Raw genomic sequence first — 26,720 nt, forward strand, 5'->3', positions numbered from 1 at the left:
AAAATATTAATTCTGTGTATCAAGCGTAGCCAGTTCTTTATCGATGAAATAAAGACCTTCGCCGCTTTTTCCTGCCAACGACAGCTTATCAATAACAGATTTAAATAATTTCTCTTCTTCATGCTGCTCGGCAACATACCATTGCAGGAAATTAAAGGTTGGATAATCCTGATGGGTCATTGCCGCGTGTGCCAGCTCATTAATTTTCTGGGTGATCAGCTGCTCGTGTTCGTAAGTAACACGGAACAGTTCGTCCAGAGACGCATATTCAGCAAAGGGTGAAGAAACGGTATTAATACGCGGCAAGCTGCCGGTATCGGTCAGGTAGTCGAACAGACGCTGCATGTGCGTCATCTCTTCCTGGGCGTGACGGCGCAAAAACGCGGCGGCACCTTCGAAGCTGTGATAGCTGCACCACGCGCTCATCTGTTGGTAGAGCAGAGATGAATATAATTCAAGGTTCATTTGCTCATTCAGTTGGTCGATCATTTCTGCTTTCAGCATGGTTCTGCTCCACAAACGTTATTATATATTGACGTGGCGTCACTATAATTTGTTATTTAATTATTTGCAAAAGGTAAAATAATAAATTTATTTATTAAAAATACGAATGGGAATAAAACGCATTAACGCTATTAAACAGAGGATATAAATAATAAAAGGACAGAAGACCAGCAATAATGTGCTGGTCGGAAATATTAATAACTCAAGGAAGGCGACTGGGGTACCGCGACGCCGTGGCACTGCCACGCGAGCGTAATTTTGGTATTCAAACATAAAGAACCGGCATATACGCTACAGGTTGACACCGGCTGACCAAACGCTTCTGCGCTGGCATAGCCCAGGCGCTGACACTCTTTGGTGGCTGTCCCTTGGGTAACATAGCTATCGGTACGTGCCGTTTGTAACATGGCCTGATTATAAGTCAGGCGAACCACACCAGTGATGGCGCTGGCTTCGCTGACCTGTGCCTGTTTTGTAATTGTGCATCCTGTCAGCACGAGCGGCAAAAGCGCCAGGATAAAAGTCTTCATGAGATCGCTCTGAAAGTTCGAAGATACACTATCATGGCATACAGAGGCCCTCATCAATGGCTTGAATAGCCCGAAGATCACCTGCGATTAATCACAACGAGGTCATTTGTTTGAGGCAATTCTGAACTGTTCAGACAAGAATGTGAGCGCAACTTTGTTTTTTAAAACCAAATTTCATTAAATTTGAAAGTGTAATTGCAAAATAGTAATGTGGCTGAATGTTATGACTTTCAGCGGGCTACCGCGGCGCATTCAGGAGAGTACAGAATGAAAATTGCATTGATGATGGAAAACAGTCAGGCAAGCAAAAATGCCATCATCCATAACGAGCTTAAAGCCGTTGCGGATGAGAAGGGTTTTCCGGTCTATAACGTTGGGATGAGCGACGAAAATGATCATCATCTGACCTACATCCATTTAGGAATTATGGCCAGCATCCTGCTTAATTCCAAAGCTGTAGACTTTGTTGTTACAGGCTGCGGTACGGGCCAGGGGGCAATGATGTCACTAAATATTCATCCGGGTGTGGTGTGTGGTTATTGCCTCGATCCTGCAGATGCGTTCTTGTTCTCTCAGATCAACAACGGCAACGCGCTTTCTCTGGCATTCGCCAAAGGTTTTGGCTGGGGTGCTGAGCTGAATGTGCGCTATATGTTTGAAAAAGCGTTCACCGGGCGTAACGGCGAAGGCTACCCACCGGAGCGGAAAGAGCCTCAGGTGCGTAACGCCGGTATTCTGAATCAGGTGAAAGCGGCTGTGGTAAAAGAAAATTATCTGGACACGCTGCGCGCGATCGATCCTGAACTGGTAAAAACCGCTGTATCAGGCCCGCGCTTCCAGCAGTGCTTCTTTGAAAACTGCCAGGACAAAGCAATCGAAGCGTTTGTACGCGAGGTGATTGGCTAAATCCTGTTGGCCCGGCGGCGTTCACCCTCCGGGCTACCTGTTCTTATTCGATACTGCGCTTCCTGCATCACGGGTGAGCCGCAGCGTATCCACCATACCTACCAGACAAATAATGGCAATAGCGACAAAGGCCAGCCGGAAACTGATCCCCGGAATATTGCCCAATGCCAGCCTTTCACTGACCACATCGCCAATGCGGATGCCAATAGCGGCTAAAGAAATGCCTAATCCCACCGCTAATTGTGTCGCCGTACTGAACAGCGTATTCGCGTAGCTCATTTGTGCCGCGGGGACGTCCGCGAAGGCAAGCGTGCTGACGCCGGTAAACTGAATTGAGCGGAACACGCCGCCCAGATACAACACCAACAAAATAACCCACACGGGGGTTTGCGGCGTAATTAATGCACAGGCCAGCAGCGCCAGGACGTTAAGCGCACCGTTAATCAACAGCAGTTTCTTAAAGCCCAGCCAGCGTATCAACGGTGTGGTGGCAGGTTTAATTGTCAGATTGCCGACAAATACCGCCAGCACCAGCGAACCCGCGTGAAAAGCGTTCATGCCAAAACCTACCTGAAACATTAACGGCAGCAGAAACGGCACGGCGCTGATAGAGGCACGAAACAGCGAACCGCCATACATGGTGACGCGAAAAGTAGGGACGTTCATGGCATCAAGGCGAATCATTGGCCAGGCGGTGTGACGAAAATGATATAGGGCAAACAGAAAGGTCACTGTTCCTAGCGCCAAAAGTCCGGCGGTCAGCCAGCCCTGAGGCTGTTGGGTTCCCAGTAACTCCATGGCATACACCAGGCTTACCATCGCAACAGAGGTTGCGATAAATCCAGTTATATCAAATGGGCGGCGCTCGTCGTCATGAATATCCGGGATAAAACGTAGCGCCAGCGCAATCGCCAGTATTCCAAGCGGTGCATTAATGAAAAAAATCCAACGCCAGTTGGCATAGCTGGTAATGAATCCGCCAAGGGGAGGGCCAATGATGGGCGCGACTAACGCGGGCCAGGTCAGGGTCGCAATAGCGGTGATCAACTGATGTTTAGGCGTGGTGCGCAATACCGCGAGTCGGCCAACAGGAACCATTAGCGCGCCACCTACACCCTGTAAGATTCGCATGGCGACAAAGCTCTCAAGGCTTTCGGAAAAACCGCATAAAACCGAGGCGAGAGTAAATATCGCCAGCGCCAGGGTAAACACTTTTCGGGCGCCGAAGCGATCCGCAATCCAGCCGCTGGCGGGAATCAGCACCGCGAGGGTGATCAGATAGGCGCTGATACCTATGTTCAGGTCAACCGCCTGTACGCCAAAACTTTTCGCCATGTCGGGCAGAGCGGTGGCAATCACCGTGCCGTCAATAAACTCCATAAAGAAAGCCCCGGCAACAAGTAATGCAGCCGGGGATAGACCGCGTTTGTTCTCAACCGCTAAATGTTCACTCATGTTGTGCTTGCCATCTCAAAAGAAACTGACTGGAACTTTTTTTATTTTCAGCGCATTCGTAATGCCTGCGCGGCTATCGTTTCGTTCGTTGAATGGGTACTATGACGACCTTTCTAAAAGGAGCTCACTATGTCCCAAACACTGAATGCCGATCAGGAACTGCTCTCGGACGTTGTTGCCTGTCAGCTGGTTATCAAGCAGATTCTGGATGTTCTTGATGTTATTGCCCCAGTAGAAGTTCGGGAAAAAATGTCCAGCCAGCTGAAAAGCATCGATTTCTCCAGCCATCCTGCAGGCACCGATCCGGTCACTATGCGCGCAATACAAAAAGCGGTTGCCTTGATCGAGTTGAAATTCACGCCGCAGAATGAATCTCACTAAAATAAACCGTTGTTTCAGGTTTTAGAAAGGTTTTTTTGCGCCTCGTAGAATGAGAGGCGTGAGCGTAGAGATAATTTAGCGCCAGCCGGATAAGGTGCGTCGCATCGTTATCCGGCATTAACATGATGAAAATTGAAGATTAGTGATGTTGATAGTTCACGACGTTCAGCAGGTGCTTATCGGTTTGTGCCATGCACAGTCCCGCACGTTTAGCGCTGCGGACTTCATCAAGAATCGTCTGTAACAGCACGCCATCCTGCTGCTGCTCTTTTTCCAGATCGTGGAGAAAATCAATGGTTGTTGCATCATTCAAGGCTTCTGCTTCATTGGTTAAGCGAGATAGCTTGCTGTAACGCTGTTGGTATTCATCCAGCGTTTTCTGAAACAGTTCTTCAAGGGAAGTTAGTTCATCACCCGGAACATCGATAGCCTTGACGATGGGGTTAGCCCCGGCACTTTTCATAAAATTAAACATACGCATCATTTGAGTCACGTTACCTTGCGCCTGGGTGCGTAGAAAGGTTGCGGTGCCAGTCAGGCTGTGTTCGTAGCACCATTCACTGAGATGCAGGTAAAGATTCGATGCGTAGAACTCGAGGTTCATTTGTGTGTTGAGTTTATGAACAATTCCAACTGCAGCCATATCAATATCCTTATTTCCAGAAAGGGGGATGTACGTTACTTACGTCAGTGCAACGGGCTGCCGCTACACTTTACCTCTACGTACAATTAAAACTGTTAGCAGAATAAATCCGTTCCGCCGGTCCTTTAGTGATCACGAATTATATTCGCTCCCGATCGAGATTCAGCATAACGCCTGTCCCAACATAAGAAAATCCTTAAATCTGCGTATTTATGAATTTTTACATATTGTCATAGCAATATTAGTGATTTTTCTGCTTGTGCATATAAGTCATGTGAATGTAAGAGGTTGATATTTATATAATTAAAGCGAAATATTGATATTGAAATGGTGTTTCATATCACGAAATTGAATTTCACAATCAGGTATTGTCTGTCACCAGATGATTATCTGCTCTTAGGATGAAGAAATTTCACCATTGAGATGTGTGGTTGAACGTTATCTGCTGACTAATTTTTTGCGCCAGATCAGTTTTGTGGAAATTAATAAAGTTAAGCACCTGAATGATTCGGTATTTATTGTTAGGTGTATTTGGAAAAATCGAGGAGTGTGTATGAAAAAGGTTGCCGTGCTACTGGCACCTGGTTTTGAAGAGGCGGAAGCCATTGTTACCATTGATATTCTGCGCCGCCTGCAGATCGAAGTTGAAACACTGGCCTGCGCCGAGTCCCGTGCGGTGGTGAGTTACCATGACGTGCCGATGGTGACGGACAGCACGCTGGCTGTGCGCCAGACGGATCTTTACGATGCCGTTGTGTTACCCGGCGGGCCGCAGGGCAGCGTTAATCTTGCCGCCAGTGAGGCTGTCATCCAGTTTATCGCTCGCCATGACGAGGCAGGAAAACTCATTTGCCCGGTGTGTTCTGCGGCTGCGCGCGTGCTGGGTGGCAACGGCCTGCTGAAGGGGCGTCACTACGTGTGTTCGGGGGATCTGTGGCAAAACGTCACGGATGGGGAATATATCGATGCGCCGGTTGTGGAAGATGGCAACCTGATTAGCGGTAAAGGGTTAGGGCATATTTTCGATTTTGCTTTCACGCTTGCGGCGCGTCTATTGGGAGATGACCTTCCGGTTCGCGACCACGCTGACCACATTTATTACCGATGGTAATCATTCTCCCGAATGCTTCGGTATTCGGGAACAAGGATTCGTTGGCTGACCTTATGGACTAATCTGCTACCTCTCTTTTTTCCCGTCGACAAAATCGCGTTTTTTTATGTCATTTCCCGCTGAATTTATGTACGCAATTACTGTAATTCTGTGGTGTGATGCCGCTCTCTTATGGAGAATCAATTTCCCGCTAAAAATACTCTCAGCACTGGCATTAATCTTATCAATAAAAGGTAATGCCTTGTTTTACGTCCGAATTACAAAAAATCGTCTGATTTTACCCTACATAAAAGAACGTTAAAGCTGGAGTTAACCATGCACAAATTCACTAAAGCGCTGGCTGCCATCGGTCTGGCTGCCATTATGTCACAATCCGCTATCGCTGAATCCATGAAGCTCGGTTTCCTGGTCAAACAGCCGGAAGAACCGTGGTTCCAGACGGAATGGAAATTTGCCGATAAAGCCGGTAAAGACCTTGGTTTTGAGGTGATTAAAATTGCCGTTCCGGATGGCGAGAAAACCCTGAACGCCATCGACAGCCTGGCTGCAAGTGGAGCAAAAGGGTTTGTGATTTGCACGCCAGATCCAAAACTGGGGCCAGCCATTATGGCTAAAGCGCGTGGCTACGATATGAAAGTCATTGCCGTCGATGATCAGTTTGCCAACGCGAAAGGTAAGCCGATGGATACCGTACCGCTGGTGATGATGGCGGCAACCAAAATTGGTGAGCGCCAGGGTCAGGAGCTGTACAAGGAGATGCAAAAACGCGGTTGGGATGTGAAATCCTCCGCCGTAATGGCCATTACCGCCAACGAACTGGATACCGCACGTCGTCGTACTTCTGGCTCAATGGAAGCACTTAAAGCCGCAGGCTTCCCGGAAAAACAGATTTACCAGGTCCCAACAAAATCGAATGACATCCCCGGCGCATTCGACGCCGCCAACTCCATGCTGGTTCAGCATCCTGAAGTCAAAAACTGGCTGATTGTCGGCATGAACGACAACACCGTGCTGGGTGGCGTACGTGCGACCGAAGGGCAGGGCTTCAAAGCGCCAAACGTGATTGGTATCGGGATTAACGGCGTTGACGCGGTTAGCGAACTGTCTAAAGGCGAAGCGACTGGGTTCTACGGCTCACTGCTGCCAAGCCCGGACGTGCACGGCTACAAATCCAGTGAAATGCTCTACAACTGGGTAACGAAAGGTGCAGAGCCACCGGCATTCACTGAAGTGACAGATGTGGTGCTGATTACCCGCGATAACTTCAAAGAAGAGCTGGCGAAGAAAGGCTTAGGCGGTAAGTAACAGAAATGCTGCCATGTTGCAGGCCGGAGAAGGCGAAGCCGCCATCCGGCGCAATGCCCGGTGGCGCTGTGCTTACCGGGCCTACGTCCGGCGGTTTTCCTGGCCGGCAAAATCCTGACTCACGGAGACGTTATGCAACAGTCTACCCCGTATCTATCATTTCGCGGCATTGGCAAAACGTTCCCGGGCGTTAAGGCGCTGACGGATATCAGTTTCGACTGCTATGCCGGACAGGTGCATGCGCTGATGGGCGAAAACGGCGCCGGGAAATCAACACTCTTAAAAATTCTCAGCGGTAACTATGCGCCAACGACGGGATCTTTGACGATCCGCGGACAGGAGGTTTCGTTCGCGGATACCACTGCCGCACTCAATGCCGGTGTCGCCATTATTTATCAGGAACTTCATCTCGTCCCGGAAATGACCGTTGCCGAGAATATTTATTTAGGGCAGTTACCGCACAAAGGCGGGATTGTGAACCGCTCGCTGCTGAACTATGAAGCAGGAATCCAGCTGAAGCATCTGGGAATGGATATTGATCCCGATACCCCATTGAAATACCTCTCCATTGGTCAGTGGCAGATGGTGGAGATTGCAAAAGCGCTGGCGCGAAACGCCAAAATTATCGCCTTTGATGAACCCACCAGCTCCTTGTCGGCTCGCGAGATTGAGAATTTATTTCGCGTCATCCGTGAGCTGCGCAACGAAGGACGCATCATTCTGTACGTTTCGCACCGTATGGAGGAGATTTTTGCCCTCAGCGATGCCATTACCGTGTTTAAAGATGGTCATTACGTCAAAACGTTCACGGATATGCAGCAGGTTGATCATGATGCGCTGGTGCAGGCGATGGTCGGGCGCGACCTCGGAGATATCTATGGTTGGAAATCCAGGCCGTATGGCACAGAGCGTCTGCGGCTGCATGAAGTCAAAGCTCCAGGCGTGCGTACGCCAATCAGTTTATCTGTGCGAAGCGGTGAAATTGTCGGGCTATTTGGTCTGGTGGGGGCCGGACGTAGCGAATTAATGAAAGGGTTGTTCGGCGGTACGCGTATCTCGGCGGGCCAGGTATTTATTGATGAACAGCCTATCGATATCCGTAAACCAAGCCATGCCATTGCAGCAGGGATGATGCTGTGCCCGGAGGATCGCAAAGCCGAAGGGATCATTCCGGTCCATTCAGTGCGCAACAACATCAACATTAGTGCACGGCGTAAGCATGTTCTGGGGGGATGCGTGATCAACAACGGCTGGGAAGAGACCAATGCCGATCACCATATTCGTTCACTCAACATCAAAACGCCGGGTGCAGAGCAACTGATCATGAACCTCTCCGGCGGTAATCAACAGAAGGCTATCCTTGGTCGTTGGTTATCGGAAGAGATGAAAGTGATTTTGTTGGATGAGCCTACACGCGGCATTGATGTGGGCGCCAAGCATGAAATTTACAACGTGATTTATGCCCTCGCAGCGCGCGGTGTGGCCGTATTGTTTGCTTCCAGTGACCTGCCGGAAGTGCTCGGTGTCGCCGACCGTATTGTGGTGATGAGAGAAGGCGAAATTGCCGGTGAGTTACTTCATGAACAGGCGGATGAGCGCCAGGCGTTGAGCCTTGCTATGCCTAAAGTCAGCCAGGCTGTAGCCTGAATAAGGAGAGTATGATGTCTTCCGTTTCTACATCGGGTTCTGGCGCAGAGAAGTCGGCGCTAAATCTGGGCCGCATTTGGGATCAATACGGCATGCTGGTGGTGTTCGCCGTGCTGTTCCTGGTTTGTTCCCTCTTTGTGCCAAACTTCGCTACTTTCATCAACATGAAGGGGTTAGGGCTGGCGGTATCGATGTCGGGTATGGTTGCCTGCGGGATGCTGTTTTGCCTGGCATCCGGTGATTTCGACCTGTCTGTCGCATCTGTGATTGCCTGTGCTGGTGTTACCACTGCCGTGGTCATTAACATGACCGAAAGTCTGTGGATTGGCGTGGCTGCCGGGCTGCTGCTCGGTATTCTGTGTGGTCTGGTGAATGGGTTCGTGATTGCGCGGTTAAAAATTAACGCCCTGATCACTACTCTTGCGACAATGCAGATTGTACGTGGTCTGGCCTATATTATCTCCGACGGCAAGGCAGTCGGAATTGAAGACGAGCGTTTCTTCACACTCGGCTATGCTAACTGGTTTGGTCTGCCGGCGCCTATCTGGATCACAGTGGTTTGTTTTATTGTCTTTGGCTTACTGCTGAACAAAACCACGTTTGGGCGTAATACGCTGGCCATTGGGGGCAATGAAGAGGCGGCACGCCTGGCTGGGGTTCCGGTTGTTCGTACCAAGATTATTATCTTTATTCTATCCGGTCTGGTCTCCGCCATTGCCGGGATTATCCTCGCATCGCGTATGACCAGCGGCCAGCCCATGACCTCAATCGGTTATGAGTTGATCGTGATTTCAGCCTGCGTGCTAGGGGGCGTTTCGCTTAAAGGCGGCATCGGAAAAATCTCATATGTGGTGGCCGGGGTGCTGATCCTGGGTACAGTTGAGAATGCGATGAACCTGCTGAATATCTCTCCGTTCGCGCAGTATGTAGTACGCGGCCTCATCCTGCTGGCGGCGGTGATCTTCGACCGTTACAAGCAAAAAGCGAAGCGTACCGTTTGATGATTTAAACCCCAACTTTTTAGTCTAGCTTCTGCCCATCGCCAGCCGCTACCCGGCTGGCGATTGTTTTTCCAAATGGCGAGCATGGTCACACTGTCTATACTTATATCCGTCATACATCATCTATACGCCGCGATCCGCGTGGCGTTCTGACCATGATGAGGAGGATAACCGGGTGACAGCATCACTGATCTTACCCCCTGAACAATCTGCAAACTGTGCTTATTTTTTTGATCTCGATGGGACACTTGCTGAGATTAAACCCTTTCCCGACCAGGTCGTTGTCCCTAAGACAATCCTGCAATGTTTACATCAGTTAGCGACGCATAATGCGGATGCGCTGGCATTGATTTCAGGGCGCTCAATGGCTGAGCTTGACGCACTCACTACTCCGTTTCGTTTTCCGCTTGCCGGAGTGCATGGGGCAGAACGCCGTGATATCAATGGTCAAACGCACATAGTACATCTGCCTGAAGGTATCGAGCGTGAAGCCGGGGCGTTATTACACGCAGCGTTGGTGACGTTACCGGGGACAACGCTGGAAACCAAAGGCATGGCGTTCGCGTTGCACTATCGCCAGGCACCCGAACACGAAGCGGCGCTGATTACCCTGGCTGAACACATCACGCGTAGATGGCCGCAACTTGCTCTGCAGCACGGAAAATGTGTCGTGGAAATAAAGCCTAAGGGCAGCAATAAAGGCGACGCGATAGCTGCATTTATGCAGGAAGCGCCTTTTGCAGGCCGGATCCCTGTGTTTTTCGGTGATGACCTGACAGATGAAACAGGATTTGCTGTGGTTAACCGCGCTGGTGGTATTTCCGTAAAGGTGGGGATCGGGCCGACGCAGGCGACATGGCGTTTGGATGGCGTGAGTGATGTCTGGCGCTGGCTGGAGCAAATTAACTCTTCGCAGCAAGAATCGAAAGCAACGAATAACAGAAGAGGTGGCTATGAGTCGTTTAGTCGTAGTATCTAATCGTATCGCCTCACCAGATGATAAAGGGAGCGCGGGTGGGCTCGCGGTCGGTGTACTGGGCGCGTTAAAAGCTGCTGGTGGTTTGTGGTTTGGCTGGAGTGGTGATACAGGTAATGAAGATAAACCGTTAAAAAAGGTCACGCGTGGCAATATCACCTGGGCCTCGTTTAATTTGAGTGAGCAAGATTACGAAGAGTATTACTGCCAGTTTTCAAATGCCGTTTTATGGCCTGCGTTTCACTATCGCCTCGATTTGGTACAGTTTCAGCGCTCTGCCTGGGAAGGCTACCAACGGGTTAATGCCTTACTGGTGGATAAACTTCTGCCGCTGCTTGGCGATGACGATATTATCTGGGTTCATGATTACCATCTGTTGCCGTTTGCCTGCGAGTTACGTAAGCGAGGCGTGAGTAATCGCATCGGTTTTTTCCTGCATATTCCTTTTCCGACGCCGGAAATTTTTAATGCGCTCCCCCCACATCAGGCGCTGCTTGAGCAGATGTGTGATTTCGATTTACTCGGTTTCCAGACCGAAAACGATCGTCAGGCTTTTCTGGACTGTCTCGCAGCCCAGACTCGGGTGTCCACGCATAAAGATAAGCACCACCAGGCATGGGGAAAAGCGTTTCGCACTCAGGTCTATCCCATCGGTATTGAACCTGATGAGATTGCACGACAGGCGTCCGGACCGCTGCCGCCAAAACTGGCACAGCTAAAAGCGGAGCTTAAAAATGTGCAGAATATTTTCTCCGTGGAGCGTCTGGATTACTCCAAAGGCTTGCCGGAGCGCTTTCAGGCCTATGAGGCTTTACTGGAACATTATCCGCAGCACCACGGTAAAATTCGCTATACGCAAATAGCGCCGACTTCGCGTGAAGAGGTGCAGGCTTATCAGGATATTCGCCACCAACTGGAAACAGAAGCAGGGCGAATCAACGGCAAATATGGGCAACTAGGCTGGACGCCGCTTTACTATCTGAACCAGTACTTTGATCGTAAATTGCTGATGAAGATCTTCCGCTACTCTGACGTAGGATTGGTGACCCCGTTGCGCGATGGTATGAACCTGGTGGCAAAAGAGTTTGTGGCCGCACAGGATCCTGCTAATCCTGGTGTGTTGGTGTTATCGCAATTTGCCGGGGCGGCGAATGAGTTAACTTCCGCGCTTATTGTTAATCCTTATGATCGGGATGAAGTGGCAGGCGCATTAAACCAGGCGCTGACGATGCCACTTGCTGAGCGTATTTCCCGCCACGCTGAGATGCTTGAAACGATCATTAAAAATGATATCGACAGCTGGCAGGCGCAGTTCATTTGCGATCTGGAAAAAGTGTCCCTACGCCAGAGTAAACAGCCATTGCCAGGTAACGTTTCTTCCTGCTCTAAACTGGCGTGACCTTCAAAAAATGAAGATCAATCTCCAGCCAGCGGAACTAACAGAACGTCCACCTGGCTGGCTCCGACCACGCTTTTCGCTGAACAGGACGCGCGCGAAAAAAAACTGTGGTTATGGTTGCCGTAAATGACCAGATCAACAGCGTGTTTACGGCAGACATCCAGGATATGTTCATTCAGAGCCCCATAGGTAATGAAGGTATGTTCAATGGGGTATTCTGCTTCTTTGCTGAGCTTGTCGATAAAATCCTGAGTCTCCTCCTGCATCACTTCACGCAGGTCTTCCAGCATGGGGGCAGCAAACTGGTTATACAGTTCGGGGTCTGAGACCAGTGTAATCAGGCTAATTCGGGCGTTGACAGGGCGAGCGATAGAAACCGCCTTGGCTAACAACTGCTGACTTTCAGGGGTGGCGGCAACAGCAACAAGAATGTGCGAATAGCTCATAACTCGCTCCTTTTTTTCAAGAATTATGAGAGGATTTTTCAGCTTTACTCAGCTTACTCCATACTGCAACGTTTCCTTCCTTCATAGTGTGAATGTCATCGTGATTATTCATTAATTATTCTTATAAATAGAATAATCGATTCATATTGGTTGCAGATATGTTCAGGTAACTTAAGTAAAACTCACTGCTAATGAAAACAATGTGTTAATAAAAAACAAACATATTTTAACATTTAAGCGGTTATCACTGTCTGGTATTAATTAATCAACCTTATTATTTAAGTCTTTGTTTACAAAGCATTTAATTAAAATGGTGTTTTGCATTAAATATGTGATCCAACTCGCTATTTCACGACGTGATATTAACGTTTGTGAACAAAATACTATTCGCTTTTAATGAAAGAATATTCGTACGCCAGGAATTGAAATGAACAATGCGGGGTCAAAAAATAAGCAAAGTAAAAGCCGCGCTGATGGATTTATGTTAAGTGTTTGGCTGGTTTATGTGATCTCGATCACATATTCTTTAATTTCGCAGCATAGCTCCGTTGTATGTGTAACTGACGGCGGGTAGAGTTGCGTCGAATTAGGAAAAATCTTAGACATTTGTAAGAATTGATGTGAGCTTGTAAGGGACGCTGCCTTCTTAAAAGGGAATGTTTAGACAACGCGTAAGTGTCGTCACGCTGCTATGTATTTGACCTTTTGCTTTTTTTTACCGGGCCTTCCCGGTGACATCACGGGGTGCGGTTTTGCCGCATGAAAACAATGTTGGTTATTATGGATGCAAATAATGCATACATCCGAGTTGCTGAAACACATTTATGACATCAATTTGTCATATTTATTGCTTGCACAGCGTTTGATCGTTCAGGACAAAGCATCTGCGATGTTTCGCCTTGGTATCAGCGAGGAAATGGCGGACACGTTGGCAACATTAACACTTCCTCAAATGGTCAAACTGGCCGAAACAAACCAACTGGTATGTCATTTCCGTTTCGACGATCACCAGACTGTTACTCGCCTGACGCAAGACTCCCGCGTTGACGATCTTCAGCAAATTCATACCGGTATCATGCTTTCAACACGCCTGTTAAGCGACATTGATGATGCAGCACGTAAGAAAAGGGCTTGATGATGAGCGAAAAAAGCATTGTTCAGGAAGCGCGTGATATCCAGTTAGCAATGGAATTAATCACATTGGGCGCCCGTTTGCAAATGCTGGAAAGCGAAACGCAATTAAGCCGTGGTCGACTTATCAAGCTGTACAAAGAATTACGCGGTAGCCCTCCGCCAAAAGGGATGCTGCCGTTCTCCACCGACTGGTTTATGACGTGGGAACAAAACATTCATGCTTCAATGTTTTGCAACGCATGGCAATTCCTGCTCAAAACCGGTTTGTGCAGCGGCGTGGATGCCGTGATCAAAGCGTACCGTTTATATCTTGAGCAGTGCCCGCAGCCGGAAGAGGGGCCGCTGCTGGCGCTAACTCGCGCATGGACGCTGGTTCGTTTTGTCGACAGCGGATTGCTGGAGTTGTCCCAATGCAATTGCTGCGGTGGGAATTTTATCACCCACGCACACCAACCCGCAGGTAGCTTTGCCTGCAGTTTATGTCAGCCGCCATCACGGGCCGTAAAAAGACGTAAACTTTCCCAGAATGCTGCCGATATTATTCCACAACTGCTGGATGAACAGATCGAACAGGCTGTTTAACTGATACGGTGTGGATAAACACTCCAGCAGCGGTAAGCGATTACCGCTGCTTTTTTTTGTCCTGACCTTACGTTAATTGCCCGACTGCGCATCCTGTCATAGTCAATTGCGAAAGGATGATGTCGTGCTTATCTTATTAGGTTACCTGGTTGTTATTGGTACAGTTTTCGGCGGTTACATGATGACCGGCGGACACCTTGGGGCACTCTATCAACCGGCTGAGCTGGTGATTATCGGTGGCGCGGGTATTGGGGCATTCATCGTCGGCAATAACGGGAAAGCCATCAAAGGGACGATGAAAGCGATCCCGATGCTTTTTCGTCGTTCAAAATACACCAAAGCGATGTATATGGATCTGCTGGCGCTGCTGTATCGCCTGATGGCCAAGTCACGTCAGCAGGGCATGTTCTCGCTTGAACGCGACATCGAAAACCCCAAAGAGAGCGAAATCTTCGCTAGCTATCCGCGCATTCTTGCGGATGCCGTAATGCTTGATTTCATTGTCGATTATCTGCGTTTGATCATCAGCGGCAATATGAATACGTTTGAAATTGAAGCGCTGATGGACGAAGAAATTGAGACTCACGAAAGTGAGGCCGAAGTTCCGGCTAACAGTCTGGCAATGGTGGGTGATTCATTACCGGCGTTCGGCATTGTGGCGGCGGTCATGGGGGTTGTCCATGCGCTGGCTTCTGCCGATCGTCCGGCGGCTGAGCTGGGTTCGCTGATTGCGCATGCGATGGTAGGGACGTTCCTCGGTATTTTACTGGCCTATGGATTTATTTCTCCGCTTGCCAGCGTTCTGCGGCAGAAAAGCGCTGAAACAACCAAAATGATGCAGTGCGTGAAGATAACGCTGCTCTCCAATCTGAATGGTTACGCGCCGCCAATTGCCGTCGAGTTTGGTCGTAAGACTCTGTATTCCAGCGAACGACCATCGTTTATCGAGCTGGAAGAGCATGTTCGTGCGGTGAGAAATCCAACTGCGCAGCAGACGACCGAGGACGCATGAAAAATCAGGCCCATCCCATTATCGTTGTAAAGCGACGCAAACATAAAGGTCACGGTGGTGGGGCGCATGGTTCGTGGAAAATCGCCTACGCCGATTTTATGACCGCGATGATGGCCTTCTTTCTGGTGATGTGGCTCATTTCTATTTCCAGCCCTAAAGAATTGATCCAGATTGCCGAATATTTCCGTACGCCGCTGGCCACAGCAGTGACCGGGGGAAATCGTATTTCGAATAGCCAAAGCCCGATTCCAGGCGGCGGGGATGATTACACCCAGCAGCAGGGCGAGGTGAACAAGCAGCCGAATATTGATGACCTGCGAAAACGTATGGAACAAAGCCGCTTGAGCAAACTTCGCGGCGATCTCGATCAATTGATTGAATCCGATCCCAAACTGCGAGCGCTGCGTCCGCATTTAAAGATTGATTTAGTTCAGGAAGGGCTGCGGATACAGATTATCGACAGTCAGAATCGCCCGATGTTTAAGACCGGTAGCGCTGAAGTTGAGCCGTACATGCGCGATATCCTGCGCGCGATTGCTCCGGTGCTCAACGGGATCCCTAACCGGATTAGCCTTTCCGGTCACACGGATGATTACCCTTACGCGAATGGTGAGAAAGGGTACAGCAACTGGGAATTGTCCGCCGATCGCGCAAATGCATCGCGTCGCGAGCTGGTTAGCGGCGGTCTGGATGATGGAAAAGTATTACGTGTGGTAGGTATGGCCGCCACGATGCGTCTGAGCGATCGCGGTCCCGAAGACGCTATCAACCGCCGTATTAGCCTGCTGGTTCTCAATAAGCAGGCAGAAGAGGCCATTTTGCATGAAAACGCTGAAAGCCAGAATGAGCCGGTAAGTGTCTTACAACGGCCAGCGGAACTCCCGCCGGTAAGCGTTCCCACATCGCCACCAGCCAATCCGAGGTGATAGCGTGAGCATGGATATTAGCGATTTTTATCAGACATTTTTTGATGAAGCTGACGAACTGTTGGCTGATATGGAGCAACACCTTCTTGATTTGGTTCCTGAAGCCCCGGATTCCGAACAGCTGAATGCCATTTTTCGTGCAGCGCACTCGATTAAAGGCGGGGCGGGCACCTTCGGCTTTACCATTTTGCAGGAAACGACCCATCTGATGGAAAACCTGCTGGATGAAGCGCGGCGTGGCGAGATGCAGCTCAATGCCGACATTATCAACCTGTTTTTGGAAACGAAAGATATTATGCAGGAACAGCTCGACGCCTATAAAAGCTCAGTGGAGCCTGATGCCGAAAGTTTTGAGTACATCTGCCAGGCATTACGGCAGTTAGCGCTCGAAGCGAAAGGTGAAACCGCACCGGCAGTAGTCAACTCAGCAAAACTGAGCGTTGTTGACAGCGCCGCGATGCAGGAAGAGGCGGTTGCAAAGCCAGAATCCGCCAGTGAAGAGAGTAAAAAACGCATTACTCTCTCGCGTCTGAAAGCCAGCGAAGTGGATTTACTGGAAGAGGAACTGGGGAATCTGGCGACCTTAACCGATGTGGTAAAAGGTAGCGACACGTTATCAGCAACGCTTGATGGCAACCTTGCAGAAGATGACATCATCGCGGTGCTCTGCTTTGTCATTGAAGCTGACCAAATTGAATTCGAAACCGTCAGTGCAGCGCCTGTGGCAGTTGAACCTGAAGAGGTGGCTGTTGTCACTGAGCCGCAGCCGGTTGCTGTGGCACCTGCGGTGAAAGCTACCGCCAGTGAAGCACCACATAGCCGCGTGGAACGTGAAAAACCAGCCCGCGCCAGCGAGTCGACGAGTATCCGCGTAGCGGTTGAAAAGGTTGATCAGCTTATTAACCTGGTCGGTGAGTTGGTGATCACGCAGTCGATGCTGGCCCAGCGCTCTAACGAACTGGATCCTGTCAATCATGGCGATCTCATCACCAGTATGGGTCAGTTACAACGTAACGCCCGAGATTTGCAAGAGTCGGTGATGTCGATTCGTATGATGCCAATGGAGTATGTGTTCAGCCGTTTCCCTCGTCTGGTGCGCGATCTGGCCGGTAAGCTGGGTAAACAGGTCGAGCTGACGCAGGTAGGTAGCTCAACCGAACTCGATAAGAGCCTGATTGAACGCATCATTGATCCGTTGACGCACCTGGTGCGTAACAGTCTCGACCATGGTATCGAGCTGCCGGAAAAACGCCTTGAATCCGGCAAAAGCCCAATTGGCAATCTGACGCTTTCCGCGGAGCATCAGGGCGGGAATATTTGTATTGAAGTGACCGATGATGGCGCTGGCCTGAACCGCGAACGTATCCTGGCTAAAGCTGTCTCTCAGGGCATGCCGATCCACGAAAACATGAGCGATGACGAAGTGGGTATGTTGATCTTCGCGCCAGGCTTTTCGACCGCCGAACAGGTGACGGATGTTTCCGGACGCGGCGTGGGTATGGATGTGGTAAAGCGAAATATCCAGGAGATGGGCGGCCATGTTGAGATCCAGTCTAAACAGGGACAGGGGACTACTATTCGCATTCTGCTGCCGCTGACGCTGGCGATCCTCGACGGGATGTCCGTGCGCGTGGCGGATGAGGTCTTCATTCTGCCACTGAATGCCGTGATGGAATCGCTGCAACCGCGCGAAGAAGATCTCCATCCACTGGCCGGAGGAGAGCGCGTGCTGGAAGTGCGTGGCGAATATTTACCGCTGGTTGAGCTGTGGAAAGTCTTCGAGGTTGAAGGCGCAAAAACAGAAGCAACTCAGGGCATTGTAGTGATTTTACAAAGTGCAGGACGTCGCTATGCGCTGCTGGTCGATCAGTTAATTGGCCAACACCAGGTGGTGGTCAAAAACCTGGAAAGCAACTACCGCAAAGTACCAGGTATTTCTGCTGCAACGATCCTCGGCGACGGCAGCGTCGCGCTGATTGTCGATGTCTCTGCATTGCAGGGGTTAAACCGCGAACAACGTGTGGCGATCACAGCCGCCTGATTGAGTGAGAAGGGAATAATATGACCGGTATGAGTAATGTAACTAAACTGGCCGGCGAACCGTCAGGTCAGGAATTCCTCGTGTTTACGCTGGGGGATGAAGAGTACGGTATCGATATCCTGAAAGTGCAGGAAATCCGTGGTTATGATCAGGTAACGCGCATCGCTAACACACCTGCGTTTATCAAAGGTGTCACGAACCTGCGTGGTGTGATTGTGCCTATCGTCGACCTGCGCGTGAAATTTAGCCAGAGCGATGTGGATTACAACGAAAACACCGTGGTGATTGTGCTGAATCTGGGTCAGCGGGTGGTTGGGATTGTGGTAGACGGCGTCTCGGATGTCCTGTCGCTGACGACGGATCAAATCCGTCCGGCACCAGAGTTTGCGGTCACGCTGTCGACGGAATATTTGACGGGATTGGGTGCGCTGGGTGACCGGATGCTGATTCTGGTCAACATTGAGAAGCTGCTGAACAGCGAAGAAATGGCGCTGCTGGATATTGCCGCTTCCCACGTCGCATAATCGCCATAACTCATCCGGCCTACAATGATTGCTGTTGTAGGCCGGATTAGCGTAGCGTATCCGGCAGATTTCCCTCTTACGCTTCCCGCTCAACCAGCTCCGGTTCTTCTTCCAGTAAACCTTCATCCTGCGCCAGCATCGCCGTTGCAATCCCGTTACCTAATACGTTGATTGCTGAACGTCCCATATCCAGGAAGTGGTCAATTCCCATCAGTAACAGGATCCCGGCGACCGGAATATTAAAGCTCGGGATGGTTGCAGCCAGCACCACCAGTGCTGAACGCGGCACACCGGCAATCCCTTTGGACGCCAGCATCAGCGTCAGCATCAGGACGGTGATTTCTGCGAAGGAGAGGTGAATATTATAGGCCTGCGCGATAAACATGGAGGCAAATGAACAGTAGACCATGGAACCAACCAGGTTAAACGAATAACCGATAGGCAGCACGAATGACACGATGTTGGGTGAGCAGCCAAATTTAGTTAATTGCTCCAGCGTTTTCGGATAAGCGGCCTCAGAGCTGCTGGTAGTGAATGCGACCAGAACCGGGTCTTTCAGCATGCTTACCAGGCGAAATACCTCTTTTTTCAGCATGACATAACCCACCGCCAGCAGAACCAGGCAGGTCAGTAAAATCGCCACATAGTAGCCGCCGATAAACGACGCATAGTTAAGCAGGATCCCCAGCCCCTGGGTGGAGATGACGGAAGAGATGGCGGCAAAAATAGCCAGCGGTGCAACGTACATCACGTAGCCGGTCACTTTCAGCATAATGTGGGAAACCACATCCAGCGCCGCAACCAGCGGGGCGTTGAATTTCTCACCAAGGGATGCGCCACCAATACCGAAGAACATCGAGAACACCACAATTTGCAGGATCTCATTGTTAGCCATCGCTTCGGCGATACTGGTTGGAATGGTATGCGTCAGAAAACCTTTCAGGCTCATGCCGCCCACGGCGAGACCCGTGTCGGTGGCTTCCAGTGGGATCGCCAGGTTCAGCCCGCTGCCGGGTTGCTCAAGGGAAACCACAAACAGACCGACCAGAATAGACAATATAGAAGAGCTGATAAACCAGATCATCGCTTTCCCGCCCACACGACCGATGGTGGACGTTTCCCCCAGACGCATAATACCAACGGTCAGGGTGCTGAATACTAAAGGCGCGATCACCATCTTAATCAGACGTAAAAAGATGTCGGTGAGAAGCGTAATATTATCGGCCCAGGCGGTTACAACGCCGGGGGAGGCATAAGAGTGGATCACCGCACCCGACAGGATCCCCGCCAGCATGAAGATCACGATAAACAACGTGAGTTTGTTTGCATTTGCCACTAAAAAGCCCTCAGTAAGGATTTAACATTTATTGATCGGTTACTCATTTTTTATACTTATTAAGTGGTAACGAAGTATTCATCATATAAATTGGATTAAAGCGTAAGCGGATACAACTTTTTTTAATTTTTTATCCATTTTGTTGTGGTATTTACAAAGTGATTGTGTGATCTCAATCACACAAAAAAGCGTGTTTCAGCCAATCTGACCGTGCTCACCGATGAATATAAATGTTATTTGCATGATAATTATGGTGTTTTTATGTGAATGATTTGTGGTTGTTGCGCACCCGTTTTTACCTTCCCCTCGCCAGGCTTCACATCCCTTCAGGATTTCCTTTTCGCAAACGTAAAGTTATCTCAGCCACTGCCGATAACGTTGATAACTCGTTTTCAGGAAGGTGCCTTATGTTTAACCGTATCCGCGTTGTCACAATGCTGATGATGGTGCTGGGGGTTTTCGCACTGCTACAGCTTGTTTCCGGTGGTCTGTTGTTTTCTTCATTGCAGCAGAATCAGCAAAGTTTTGTTATTTCTAACGATCTTCGACAGCAGCAAAGTGAACTCACCTCAACATGGGATCTGATGCTGCAAACACGAATCAATTTAAGCCGTTCTTCTGCGCGCATGATGATGGATGCGTCTAACCAGCAAAGCAGCGCCAAAAACGATCTGCTGAAGAATGCGAAAGCATCGCTGGCACAGGCTGAAACGCATTACGCAAAATTTAAAAACATCACACCGTTGCCGGAAATGGCAGAAGCCAGCGGCAACGTTGAGGAAAAATATCAGCAGTACCATGCGGCCCTGGCTGAACTGGTTCAGTTTCTGGAAAGCGGCAATATGGACGCCTACTTTGCGCAGCCTACGCAGGGAATGCAAAACGCGCTCGGCGAGGCGCTGGGCAAGTACGCCAGCGTTAGCGAAAAGCTTTACGTTCAGGCATTTGATCAAAGCGCGCGGGATTACCATTTCGCCCAATGGCAGCTTGGCGTGCTGGCCGTCGTGCTGGTACTGATTCTGGTGGTGGTCTGGTACGGCATCCGTCATACCCTGCTTAATCCTCTTTCCCGCGTTATTGCCCATATTCGGGAAATCGCCAGCGGTAACCTGACCGCAACTCTCACCGTTAGCGGTCGTAACGAAATCGGCGAGTTGGCCAGTACGGTTGATCATATGCAGCGCTCGCTGACGGAAACCGTCACCCTGGTGCGTGAAGGCTCTGATGCGATTTATTCCGGTACCAGCGAAATTGCCAGCGGAAACACCGATCTTTCATCTCGTACGGAACAGCAGGCGTCTGCGCTGGAAGAGACCGCAGCCAGCATGGAACAGCTGACCGCAACCGTGAAGCAAAACGCGGACAACGCGCGTCAGGCCTCGCAACTGGCGAAAAGCGCGTCTGACACCGCGCAGCATGGCGGCAAAGTGGTTGATAGTGTGGTGAACACCATGCACGAAATCGCCGATAGCTCGAAGAAAATCGCCGACATCATCAGCGTCATCGATGGTATTGCCTTTCAGACCAACATTCTCGCACTGAACGCGGCGGTTGAAGCAGCACGCGCCGGTGAGCAAGGCCGCGGCTTTGCCGTGGTGGCGGGCGAAGTGCGTAATCTGGCAAGCCGCAGTGCGCAGGCGGCAAAAGAGATCAAAGCGTTGATTGAAGATTCCGTTTCCCGGGTTGATACCGGTTCTGTACTGGTGGAAAGCGCAGGGGAAACGATGAACGACATCGTCAATGCCGTGACGCGGGTGACCGATATCATGGGTGAGATTGCCTCAGCCTCCGACGAGCAAAGCCGGGGGATTGATCAGGTTGCGCTCGCGGTCTCTGAAATGGATCGCGTTACGCAGCAGAACGCCTCTTTGGTACAGGAGTCAGCTGCCGCAGCGGCCGCTCTTGAAGAACAGGCCAGTCGCCTGACGCAGTCGGTATCGACTTTCCGTCTTGCGTCACGTCCAGCCTCGACAAAACCACGCGATACACGATTACCAGCGGCCCCGAGCGCATCCTATCCGCGCCAGAGCATTGAACAAGATACGAATTGGGAAACATTTTGACTGATAGTTAAACCGCGGCCAGTGCCGCCCGATGGGAGCGTTGATGTTTAATCGTATTCGAATTTCGACCACGCTGTTTTTGATTTTAATCCTCTGCGGTGTTTTGCAGATTGGCAGTAATGGCTTGTCCTTCTGGGCATTTCGGGACGGTTTTCAGAACCTGAATCAGGTCGAACGGAGTAATCAGCAACGCGCTGCGCTGGCACAAACCCGCGCTGTGTTATTACAGGCCAGTACGGCCCTTAATAAGGCAGGGACGCTGACCGCCCTGAGCTATCCGCCAGAGGACATCAAAACGTTGATGACCCTCGCGCGAGATAGCCTGGCGCAGTCTGAATTGATGTTTAAACGCTTTATGGCGACGTCGGATTCTACGGAACAAGGAAAGGCGCTGTTTGGTGCAACGGAGAATAGTTTCAGCCAGTGGCACAGTGCTCTCACGCATCAGGCCACCTGGCTTGAAAATAATCAGTTGTCAGATTTTCTGACCGCGCCGGTGCAGGCGGCTCAGGATGCTTTTGATGCGAATGTGAATGCGTGGCAGAGCAACATTGACAGCGTGTTGCAAACGGCAGGGGAGCAGAGTCAGCGCAATTATCACATGTCGGGGGTGATTTTCGCCACCATGGTGGTACTGGCGGCACTGCTCACCAGCGGTGCGCTGTTCTGGTCGCGCAAGATGATCGTTCAGCCGCTGGCGATTATTTGCAGCCATTTCGACAGTATTGCCGCGGGAAATCTGGCACGACCGGTAGCGGTTTATGGGCGCAATGAGATCTCGGCTATTTTTGCCAGCCTGCAGAAGATGCAAAAGGCGTTACGCGAAACGGTAAGTGACGTTCGTCAGGGCAGCGCAGCCATGCATAGCGGTATTTCAGAAATCGCGATGGGCAATAACGATTTATCTTCGCGAACCGAACAGCAGGCGGCCGCGCTGGCACAAACGGCAGCCAGCATGGAACAACTGACCGCCACAGTCGGCCAGAACGCTGATAACGCGCGTCAGGCGTCAGGAATTGCCAAAAGTGCAGCAGACACAGCGCATAAAGGTGGCGAGCAGACGTCCCGGGTTGCCAGCACCATGCATGAGATTTCCGCCAGCTCGCAGAAAATTGGCGACATTATCGGGGTGATTGACAGCATTGCCTTTCAGACCAATATCCTGGCGCTGAATGCCGCAGTAGAGGCTGCCCGAGCGGGGGAACAGGGGCGCGGTTTTGCCGTTGTTGCTGGAGAAGTGCGCAATCTGGCCAGCCGGAGCGCACAGGCAGCAAAGGAAATTAAGGGACTGATTGAGGAGTCTGTCACCCGGGTTCAGCAGGGATCGCAACTGGTGGATATGGCGGCGCGCACGATGACAGAAATTGTCAGCTCCGTTACCCGGGTGAACGACATCATGGGGGAGATTGCCTCGGCGTCCGATGAACAACGCAGAGGCATTGAACAGGTGGCGCAGGCCGTCAGCCAGATGGACTCCGTGACGCAGCAAAACGCCGGGCTGGTTGAAGAGGCCGCATCCGCCACCGGACAACTCGCCACGCAGGCCGATCATCTTTCTGCCTGTGTCGCATTTTTTAAGCTTGAAGAGCAAAACGTAGCAAAACAAGAGTTGGCGCAGCCGCAGGTTGTGCCCGTTGTATCCTGAATGTGATTGAGAAGGCGCTATGACATCATCTCTGCCCTCCGGGCAAACGTCATTATTGTTACAGATGACACAGCGCCTCGCGCTGTCTGACGCGCATTTTCGTCGGATATGTCAATTAATCTACCAGCGTGCGGGGATCGTACTGGCCGACCATAAACGGGACATGGTGTATAACCGCCTGGTCCGCCGTCTGCGAACCCTGGGACTGGATGACTTTGGTCGCTATCTCAGCATGCTGGAAGCTAACCAGAACAGTGCTGAGTGGCAGGCTTTTATTAACTCTCTGACCACCAACCTGACCGCGTTTTTTCGCGAAGGGCATCATTTTCCGGTGCTGTCAGATCATGCTCGTCGGCGCAACGGTGAATACCGCGTCTGGAGCGCGGCGGCGTCAACCGGAGAAGAACCCTACAGCATTGCGATTACGCTTGCCGATACCTTAGGTATGGCACCGGGCCGCTGGCGTGTTTTTGCCAGCGACATTGATACCGAAGTGCTGGAAAAGGCCAGAAACGGCATTTACCGCCTCGATGAGCTAAAGACGCTGTCACCCCAGCAGCTGCAGCGTTATTTCATGCGCGGCACCGGACCGCATGAAGGGCTGGTACGTGTTCGGCAGGAACTGGCAGGTCATGTTGAGTTTTCCAGCGTGAACTTACTGGATAAGCAGTACAACGTGCCAGGCCCTTTTGATGCCATATTTTGCCGTAACGTGATGATCTATTTCGATAAAACGACGCAGCAGGACATTTTGCACCGTTTTGTTCCTCTTCTTAAACCCGATGGGCTGCTGTTTGCAGGTCATTCAGAAAACTTTAGCAACCTCGTGCGCGAGTTTAGCCTGCGTGGACAGACCGTGTATGCGCATGCGCCAGGTAAGGATAAAGCATGAGTAAAATCAGGGTGTTGTCGGTAGATGATTCTGCATTGATGCGCCAAATCATGACCGAAATTATTAACAGCCACAGTGATATGGAAATGGTGGCGACGGCGCCGGATCCGTTAGTCGCCCGGGATTTAATCAAAAAATACAATCCCGATGTCCTGACGCTGGATGTGGAAATGCCGCGCATGGACGGCCTCGACTTTCTTGAGAAGTTGATGCGCCTGCGTCCGATGCCGGTGGTGATGGTTTCTTCACTGACCGGTAAAGGTTCAGAGGTCACGCTACGGGCCCTGGAGCTGGGGGCGATTGATTTTGTCACCAAACCGCAACTGGGGATCCGCGAAGGAATGCTGGCGTATAGCGAGATGATTGCGGAGAAAATCCGCACCGCATCGCGGGCAAAACTGGCGGCCCATAAGCCCATGGCGGCACCGACGACTTTGAAAGCGGGGCCGTTACTCAGTTCGGAAAAACTGCTGGTGATTGGCGCCTCAACCGGAGGAACAGAGGCAATTCGCCATGTACTCCAGCCATTGCCGCTTTCAAGTCCCGGTATTCTTATTACCCAGCATATGCCGCCTGGATTTACCCGTTCGTTCGCCGAACGTCTGAACAAACTGTGTCAGATAACCGTGAAAGAAGCAGAAGACGGAGAGCGCGTACTCCCGGGGCATGCATATATCGCGCCGGGTGACAAGCATATGGAACTGGCGCGCAGCGGCGCGAACTATCAAATCAAAATTCATGACGGTCCGCCGGTTAATCGGCATCGACCCTCAGTGGATGTGCTGTTCCATTCGGTGGCGAAACATGCGGGGCGCAATGCCGTCGGGGTGATCCTGACCGGTATGGGCAACGATGGCGCAGCCGGAATGTTAGCGATGAACCAGGCGGGAGCCTGGACCATTGCGCAAAACGAAGCAAGTTGTGTGGTGTTCGGCATGCCGCGCGAGGCCATCAATATGGGTGGCGTAAGCGAAGTGGTCGATCTTAGCCAGGTGAGCCAGCAAATGCTGGTGAAAATTAGTGCCGGACAGGCAATACGTATTTGAATCAGGAGTTTATTTTTATGGCGGATAAAGAGCTTAAGTTTTTGGTTGTGGATGACTTTTCCACCATGCGTCGTATCGTGCGTAACTTGCTCAAAGAGCTGGGATTCAACAATGTTGAAGAAGCTGAGGACGGCGTGGATGCGCTGAACAAGCTACAGGCTGGGGGTTTCGGTTTTGTTATTTCTGACTGGAACATGCCGAACATGGATGGGCTGGAACTGCTGAAAACCATCCGTGCCGATGGCGGGATGGCTTCTCTGCCGGTACTGATGGTCACGGCAGAAGCCAAAAAAGAGAACATCATTGCGGCAGCACAGGCAGGTGCCAGTGGCTATGTCGTGAAACCGTTCACAGCGGCGACGCTGGAAGAAAAACTGAATAAAATCTTTGAGAAACTGGGCATGTGAGGGTGTGATGATGATGCAACCACAAATTAAACCTGCTGACGAGCACTCTGCAGGGGACATCATCGCGCGCATCGGCAGTTTGACCCGAATGCTGCGCGACAGCTTGCGTGAACTGGGGCTGGATCAGGCCATTGCCGAAGCGGCAGAAGCGATTCCCGATGCCCGCGATCGTCTCGATTACGTTGTACAGATGACCGCTCAGGCGGCAGAGCGCGCGCTGAACAGTGTAGAAGCTTCGCAGCCGCATCAGGACGCGATGGAAAAAGGTGCCAAAGACCTGACCAAACGCTGGGATGAATGGTTCGAAAATCCGATCGAACTGTCCGACGCTCGAGAACTGGTCACCGATACCCGTCAATTCCTTGGTGATGTGCCCGGACATACCAGCTTTACCAATGCCCAGTTGCTGGACATCATGATGGCGCAGGATTTCCAGGATCTCACCGGACAGGTCATCAAGCGCATGATGGATGTTATCCAGGAAATTGAACGTCAGCTGCTGATGGTTCTGTTGGAAAACATTCCGGAACAGGGCGCTCGTCCAAAACGTGAAAACGAAAGCTTGCTTAACGGCCCGCAGGTTGACGCCTCGAAAGCTGGCGTAGTGGCAAGTCAGGATCAGGTTGACGACCTGCTGGATAGCCTCGGGTTCTGATGAGTATTTGCCGGATGTGAGGCGTGGACCTCTCATCCGGCTTACGCGCAATTCTGCTTAAAGCCATAAATCCCGTCTTTTTTACCGCTTACTCTTCCCATTGCTGGATAGCTGTTCTGGCATCATTCTCGCCTATATCTTTATCCAGGGTCT

26 protein-coding genes are annotated in these 26,720 nt (G+C 50.9%); 20 read left to right on the forward strand and 6 right to left on the reverse strand.

Annotation, left to right across the window (positions count from 1 at the left end; translation table 11 throughout):
* Window positions 1-6: 6 nt before the first annotated feature.
* Together ftnA and yecR are read right to left on the reverse strand one after the other, a co-directional pair.
* Window positions 7-504 (reverse strand): non-heme ferritin, encoded by a 498-nt coding sequence (gene ftnA, locus FDX11_RS00440; protein WP_079939951.1) that lies wholly within the window; start codon window positions 502-504, stop codon window positions 7-9.
* A 194-nt stretch (window positions 505-698) separates the two neighbouring features.
* Window positions 699-1,034: a YecR family lipoprotein gene (yecR, locus tag FDX11_RS00445; RefSeq protein WP_137397267.1), complete on the reverse strand. Its 336-nt coding sequence runs from the start codon at window positions 1,032-1,034 to the stop codon at window positions 699-701.
* Window positions 1,035-1,301: 267 nt separating this feature from the next.
* Between yecR and FDX11_RS00450 the strand changes: the two genes are divergently transcribed.
* Window positions 1,302-1,940, forward strand: coding sequence for an RpiB/LacA/LacB family sugar-phosphate isomerase (locus FDX11_RS00450; RefSeq protein ID WP_003034591.1), 639 nt, complete (start codon window positions 1,302-1,304; stop codon window positions 1,938-1,940).
* A 33-nt stretch (window positions 1,941-1,973) separates the two neighbouring features.
* Here FDX11_RS00450 and FDX11_RS00455 read toward each other — a convergent pair whose 3' ends face one another.
* Window positions 1,974-3,395, reverse strand: coding sequence for an MFS transporter (locus FDX11_RS00455; protein ID WP_137397268.1), 1,422 nt, complete (start codon window positions 3,393-3,395; stop codon window positions 1,974-1,976).
* A gap of 129 nt (window positions 3,396-3,524) precedes the next feature.
* On the opposite strand from FDX11_RS00455, the gene FDX11_RS00460 reads away from it, so the two are divergent.
* Window positions 3,525-3,776, forward strand: coding sequence for a DUF2766 family protein (locus FDX11_RS00460; RefSeq protein WP_137397269.1), 252 nt, complete (start codon window positions 3,525-3,527; stop codon window positions 3,774-3,776).
* Window positions 3,777-3,915: 139 nt separating this feature from the next.
* Here FDX11_RS00460 and FDX11_RS00465 read toward each other — a convergent pair whose 3' ends face one another.
* Window positions 3,916-4,419, reverse strand: a complete 504-nt coding sequence (locus FDX11_RS00465; protein ID WP_003034597.1) for a non-heme ferritin-like protein — start codon at window positions 4,417-4,419, stop codon at window positions 3,916-3,918.
* 553 nt (window positions 4,420-4,972) lie between these two features.
* Between FDX11_RS00465 and FDX11_RS00470 the strand changes: the two genes are divergently transcribed.
* From FDX11_RS00470 to otsA, 6 genes are all read left to right on the forward strand, one after another.
* On the forward strand, window positions 4,973-5,530 hold the full coding sequence (locus FDX11_RS00470) for a DJ-1/PfpI family protein (protein ID WP_137397270.1): 558 nt from the start codon (window positions 4,973-4,975) through the stop codon (window positions 5,528-5,530).
* Window positions 5,531-5,845: 315 nt separating this feature from the next.
* Window positions 5,846-6,835, forward strand: coding sequence for an arabinose ABC transporter substrate-binding protein (locus FDX11_RS00475; protein WP_079939946.1), 990 nt, complete (start codon window positions 5,846-5,848; stop codon window positions 6,833-6,835).
* Window positions 6,836-6,967: 132 nt separating this feature from the next.
* Window positions 6,968-8,482: an arabinose ABC transporter ATP-binding protein AraG gene (araG, locus tag FDX11_RS00480; protein WP_137397271.1), complete on the forward strand. Its 1,515-nt coding sequence runs from the start codon at window positions 6,968-6,970 to the stop codon at window positions 8,480-8,482.
* Between the two features lie 14 nt (window positions 8,483-8,496).
* Entirely contained in the window at window positions 8,497-9,483 is a 987-nt protein-coding gene (gene araH / locus FDX11_RS00485) for an L-arabinose ABC transporter permease AraH (RefSeq protein ID WP_137397296.1), read from the forward strand.
* A gap of 175 nt (window positions 9,484-9,658) precedes the next feature.
* Window positions 9,659-10,462, forward strand: coding sequence for a trehalose-phosphatase (gene otsB, locus FDX11_RS00490; protein WP_137397272.1), 804 nt, complete (start codon window positions 9,659-9,661; stop codon window positions 10,460-10,462).
* Entirely contained in the window at window positions 10,437-11,858 is a 1,422-nt protein-coding gene (otsA, locus tag FDX11_RS00495) for an alpha,alpha-trehalose-phosphate synthase (protein ID WP_123267402.1), read from the forward strand. The genes otsB and otsA overlap by 26 nt, the downstream gene beginning before the upstream one ends.
* Before the next feature lie 17 nt (window positions 11,859-11,875).
* Here otsA and uspC read toward each other — a convergent pair whose 3' ends face one another.
* Window positions 11,876-12,304 carry a universal stress protein UspC gene (gene uspC / locus FDX11_RS00500; protein ID WP_123267401.1) on the reverse strand — a complete coding sequence of 143 codons (429 nt, stop codon included), beginning with the start codon at window positions 12,302-12,304 and terminating at the stop codon, window positions 11,876-11,878.
* A gap of 793 nt (window positions 12,305-13,097) precedes the next feature.
* Here uspC and flhD point away from each other — a divergent pair.
* From flhD to cheW, 6 genes are all read left to right on the forward strand, one after another.
* Window positions 13,098-13,439 (forward strand): flagellar transcriptional regulator FlhD, encoded by a 342-nt coding sequence (gene flhD, locus FDX11_RS00510; RefSeq protein WP_003034622.1) that lies wholly within the window; start codon window positions 13,098-13,100, stop codon window positions 13,437-13,439.
* A complete protein-coding gene (gene flhC / locus FDX11_RS00515; protein WP_008785071.1) occupies window positions 13,436-14,020 on the forward strand; it encodes a flagellar transcriptional regulator FlhC in 585 nt (194 codons plus the stop codon). Before flhD ends, flhC begins: the two co-directional genes overlap by 4 nt.
* Window positions 14,021-14,144: 124 nt before the next feature.
* A complete protein-coding gene (gene motA, locus FDX11_RS00520) occupies window positions 14,145-15,032 on the forward strand; it encodes a flagellar motor stator protein MotA (RefSeq protein ID WP_016153442.1) in 888 nt (295 codons plus the stop codon).
* Window positions 15,029-15,958, forward strand: coding sequence for a flagellar motor protein MotB (gene motB, locus FDX11_RS00525; protein ID WP_123267400.1), 930 nt, complete (start codon window positions 15,029-15,031; stop codon window positions 15,956-15,958). The genes motA and motB overlap by 4 nt, the downstream gene beginning before the upstream one ends.
* A 4-nt stretch (window positions 15,959-15,962) precedes the next feature.
* Window positions 15,963-17,999, forward strand: a complete 2,037-nt coding sequence (gene cheA, locus FDX11_RS00530) for a chemotaxis protein CheA (RefSeq protein ID WP_137397273.1) — start codon at window positions 15,963-15,965, stop codon at window positions 17,997-17,999.
* Between the two features lie 20 nt (window positions 18,000-18,019).
* Window positions 18,020-18,523, forward strand: a complete 504-nt coding sequence (gene cheW / locus FDX11_RS00535; RefSeq protein ID WP_003034638.1) for a chemotaxis protein CheW — start codon at window positions 18,020-18,022, stop codon at window positions 18,521-18,523.
* Between the two features lie 76 nt (window positions 18,524-18,599).
* Here cheW and FDX11_RS00540 read toward each other — a convergent pair whose 3' ends face one another.
* Entirely contained in the window at window positions 18,600-19,859 is a 1,260-nt protein-coding gene (locus FDX11_RS00540; protein ID WP_003833882.1) for a dicarboxylate/amino acid:cation symporter, read from the reverse strand.
* Window positions 19,860-20,266: 407 nt separating this feature from the next.
* Between FDX11_RS00540 and tar the strand changes: the two genes are divergently transcribed.
* The 6 genes from tar to cheZ are packed head-to-tail and all read left to right on the forward strand — an operon-like array spanning window position 20,267 to window position 26,567.
* Window positions 20,267-21,922 (forward strand): methyl-accepting chemotaxis protein II, encoded by a 1,656-nt coding sequence (gene tar / locus FDX11_RS00545; RefSeq protein ID WP_123267398.1) that lies wholly within the window; start codon window positions 20,267-20,269, stop codon window positions 21,920-21,922.
* Between the two features lie 43 nt (window positions 21,923-21,965).
* On the forward strand, window positions 21,966-23,567 hold the full coding sequence (gene tap, locus FDX11_RS00550; RefSeq protein ID WP_137397274.1) for a methyl-accepting chemotaxis protein IV: 1,602 nt from the start codon (window positions 21,966-21,968) through the stop codon (window positions 23,565-23,567).
* Window positions 23,568-23,586: 19 nt separating this feature from the next.
* Entirely contained in the window at window positions 23,587-24,459 is an 873-nt protein-coding gene (gene cheR / locus FDX11_RS00555) for a protein-glutamate O-methyltransferase CheR (RefSeq protein WP_003833874.1), read from the forward strand.
* Window positions 24,456-25,505, forward strand: a complete 1,050-nt coding sequence (locus FDX11_RS00560) for a chemotaxis response regulator protein-glutamate methylesterase (protein WP_003833872.1) — start codon at window positions 24,456-24,458, stop codon at window positions 25,503-25,505. Before cheR ends, FDX11_RS00560 begins: the two co-directional genes overlap by 4 nt.
* 17 nt (window positions 25,506-25,522) lie before the next feature.
* Complete coding sequence (cheY, locus tag FDX11_RS00565) at window positions 25,523-25,912, forward strand: chemotaxis response regulator CheY (protein ID WP_003034656.1); 390 nt, start codon at window positions 25,523-25,525, stop codon at window positions 25,910-25,912.
* A gap of 10 nt (window positions 25,913-25,922) precedes the next feature.
* A complete protein-coding gene (cheZ, locus tag FDX11_RS00570) occupies window positions 25,923-26,567 on the forward strand; it encodes a protein phosphatase CheZ (protein ID WP_003034659.1) in 645 nt (214 codons plus the stop codon).
* Window positions 26,568-26,720 lie beyond the last annotated feature (153 nt).

This window comes from Citrobacter sp. wls714 (assembly GCF_005281025.1).
GTDB lineage: Bacteria > Pseudomonadota > Gammaproteobacteria > Enterobacterales > Enterobacteriaceae > Citrobacter > Citrobacter werkmanii.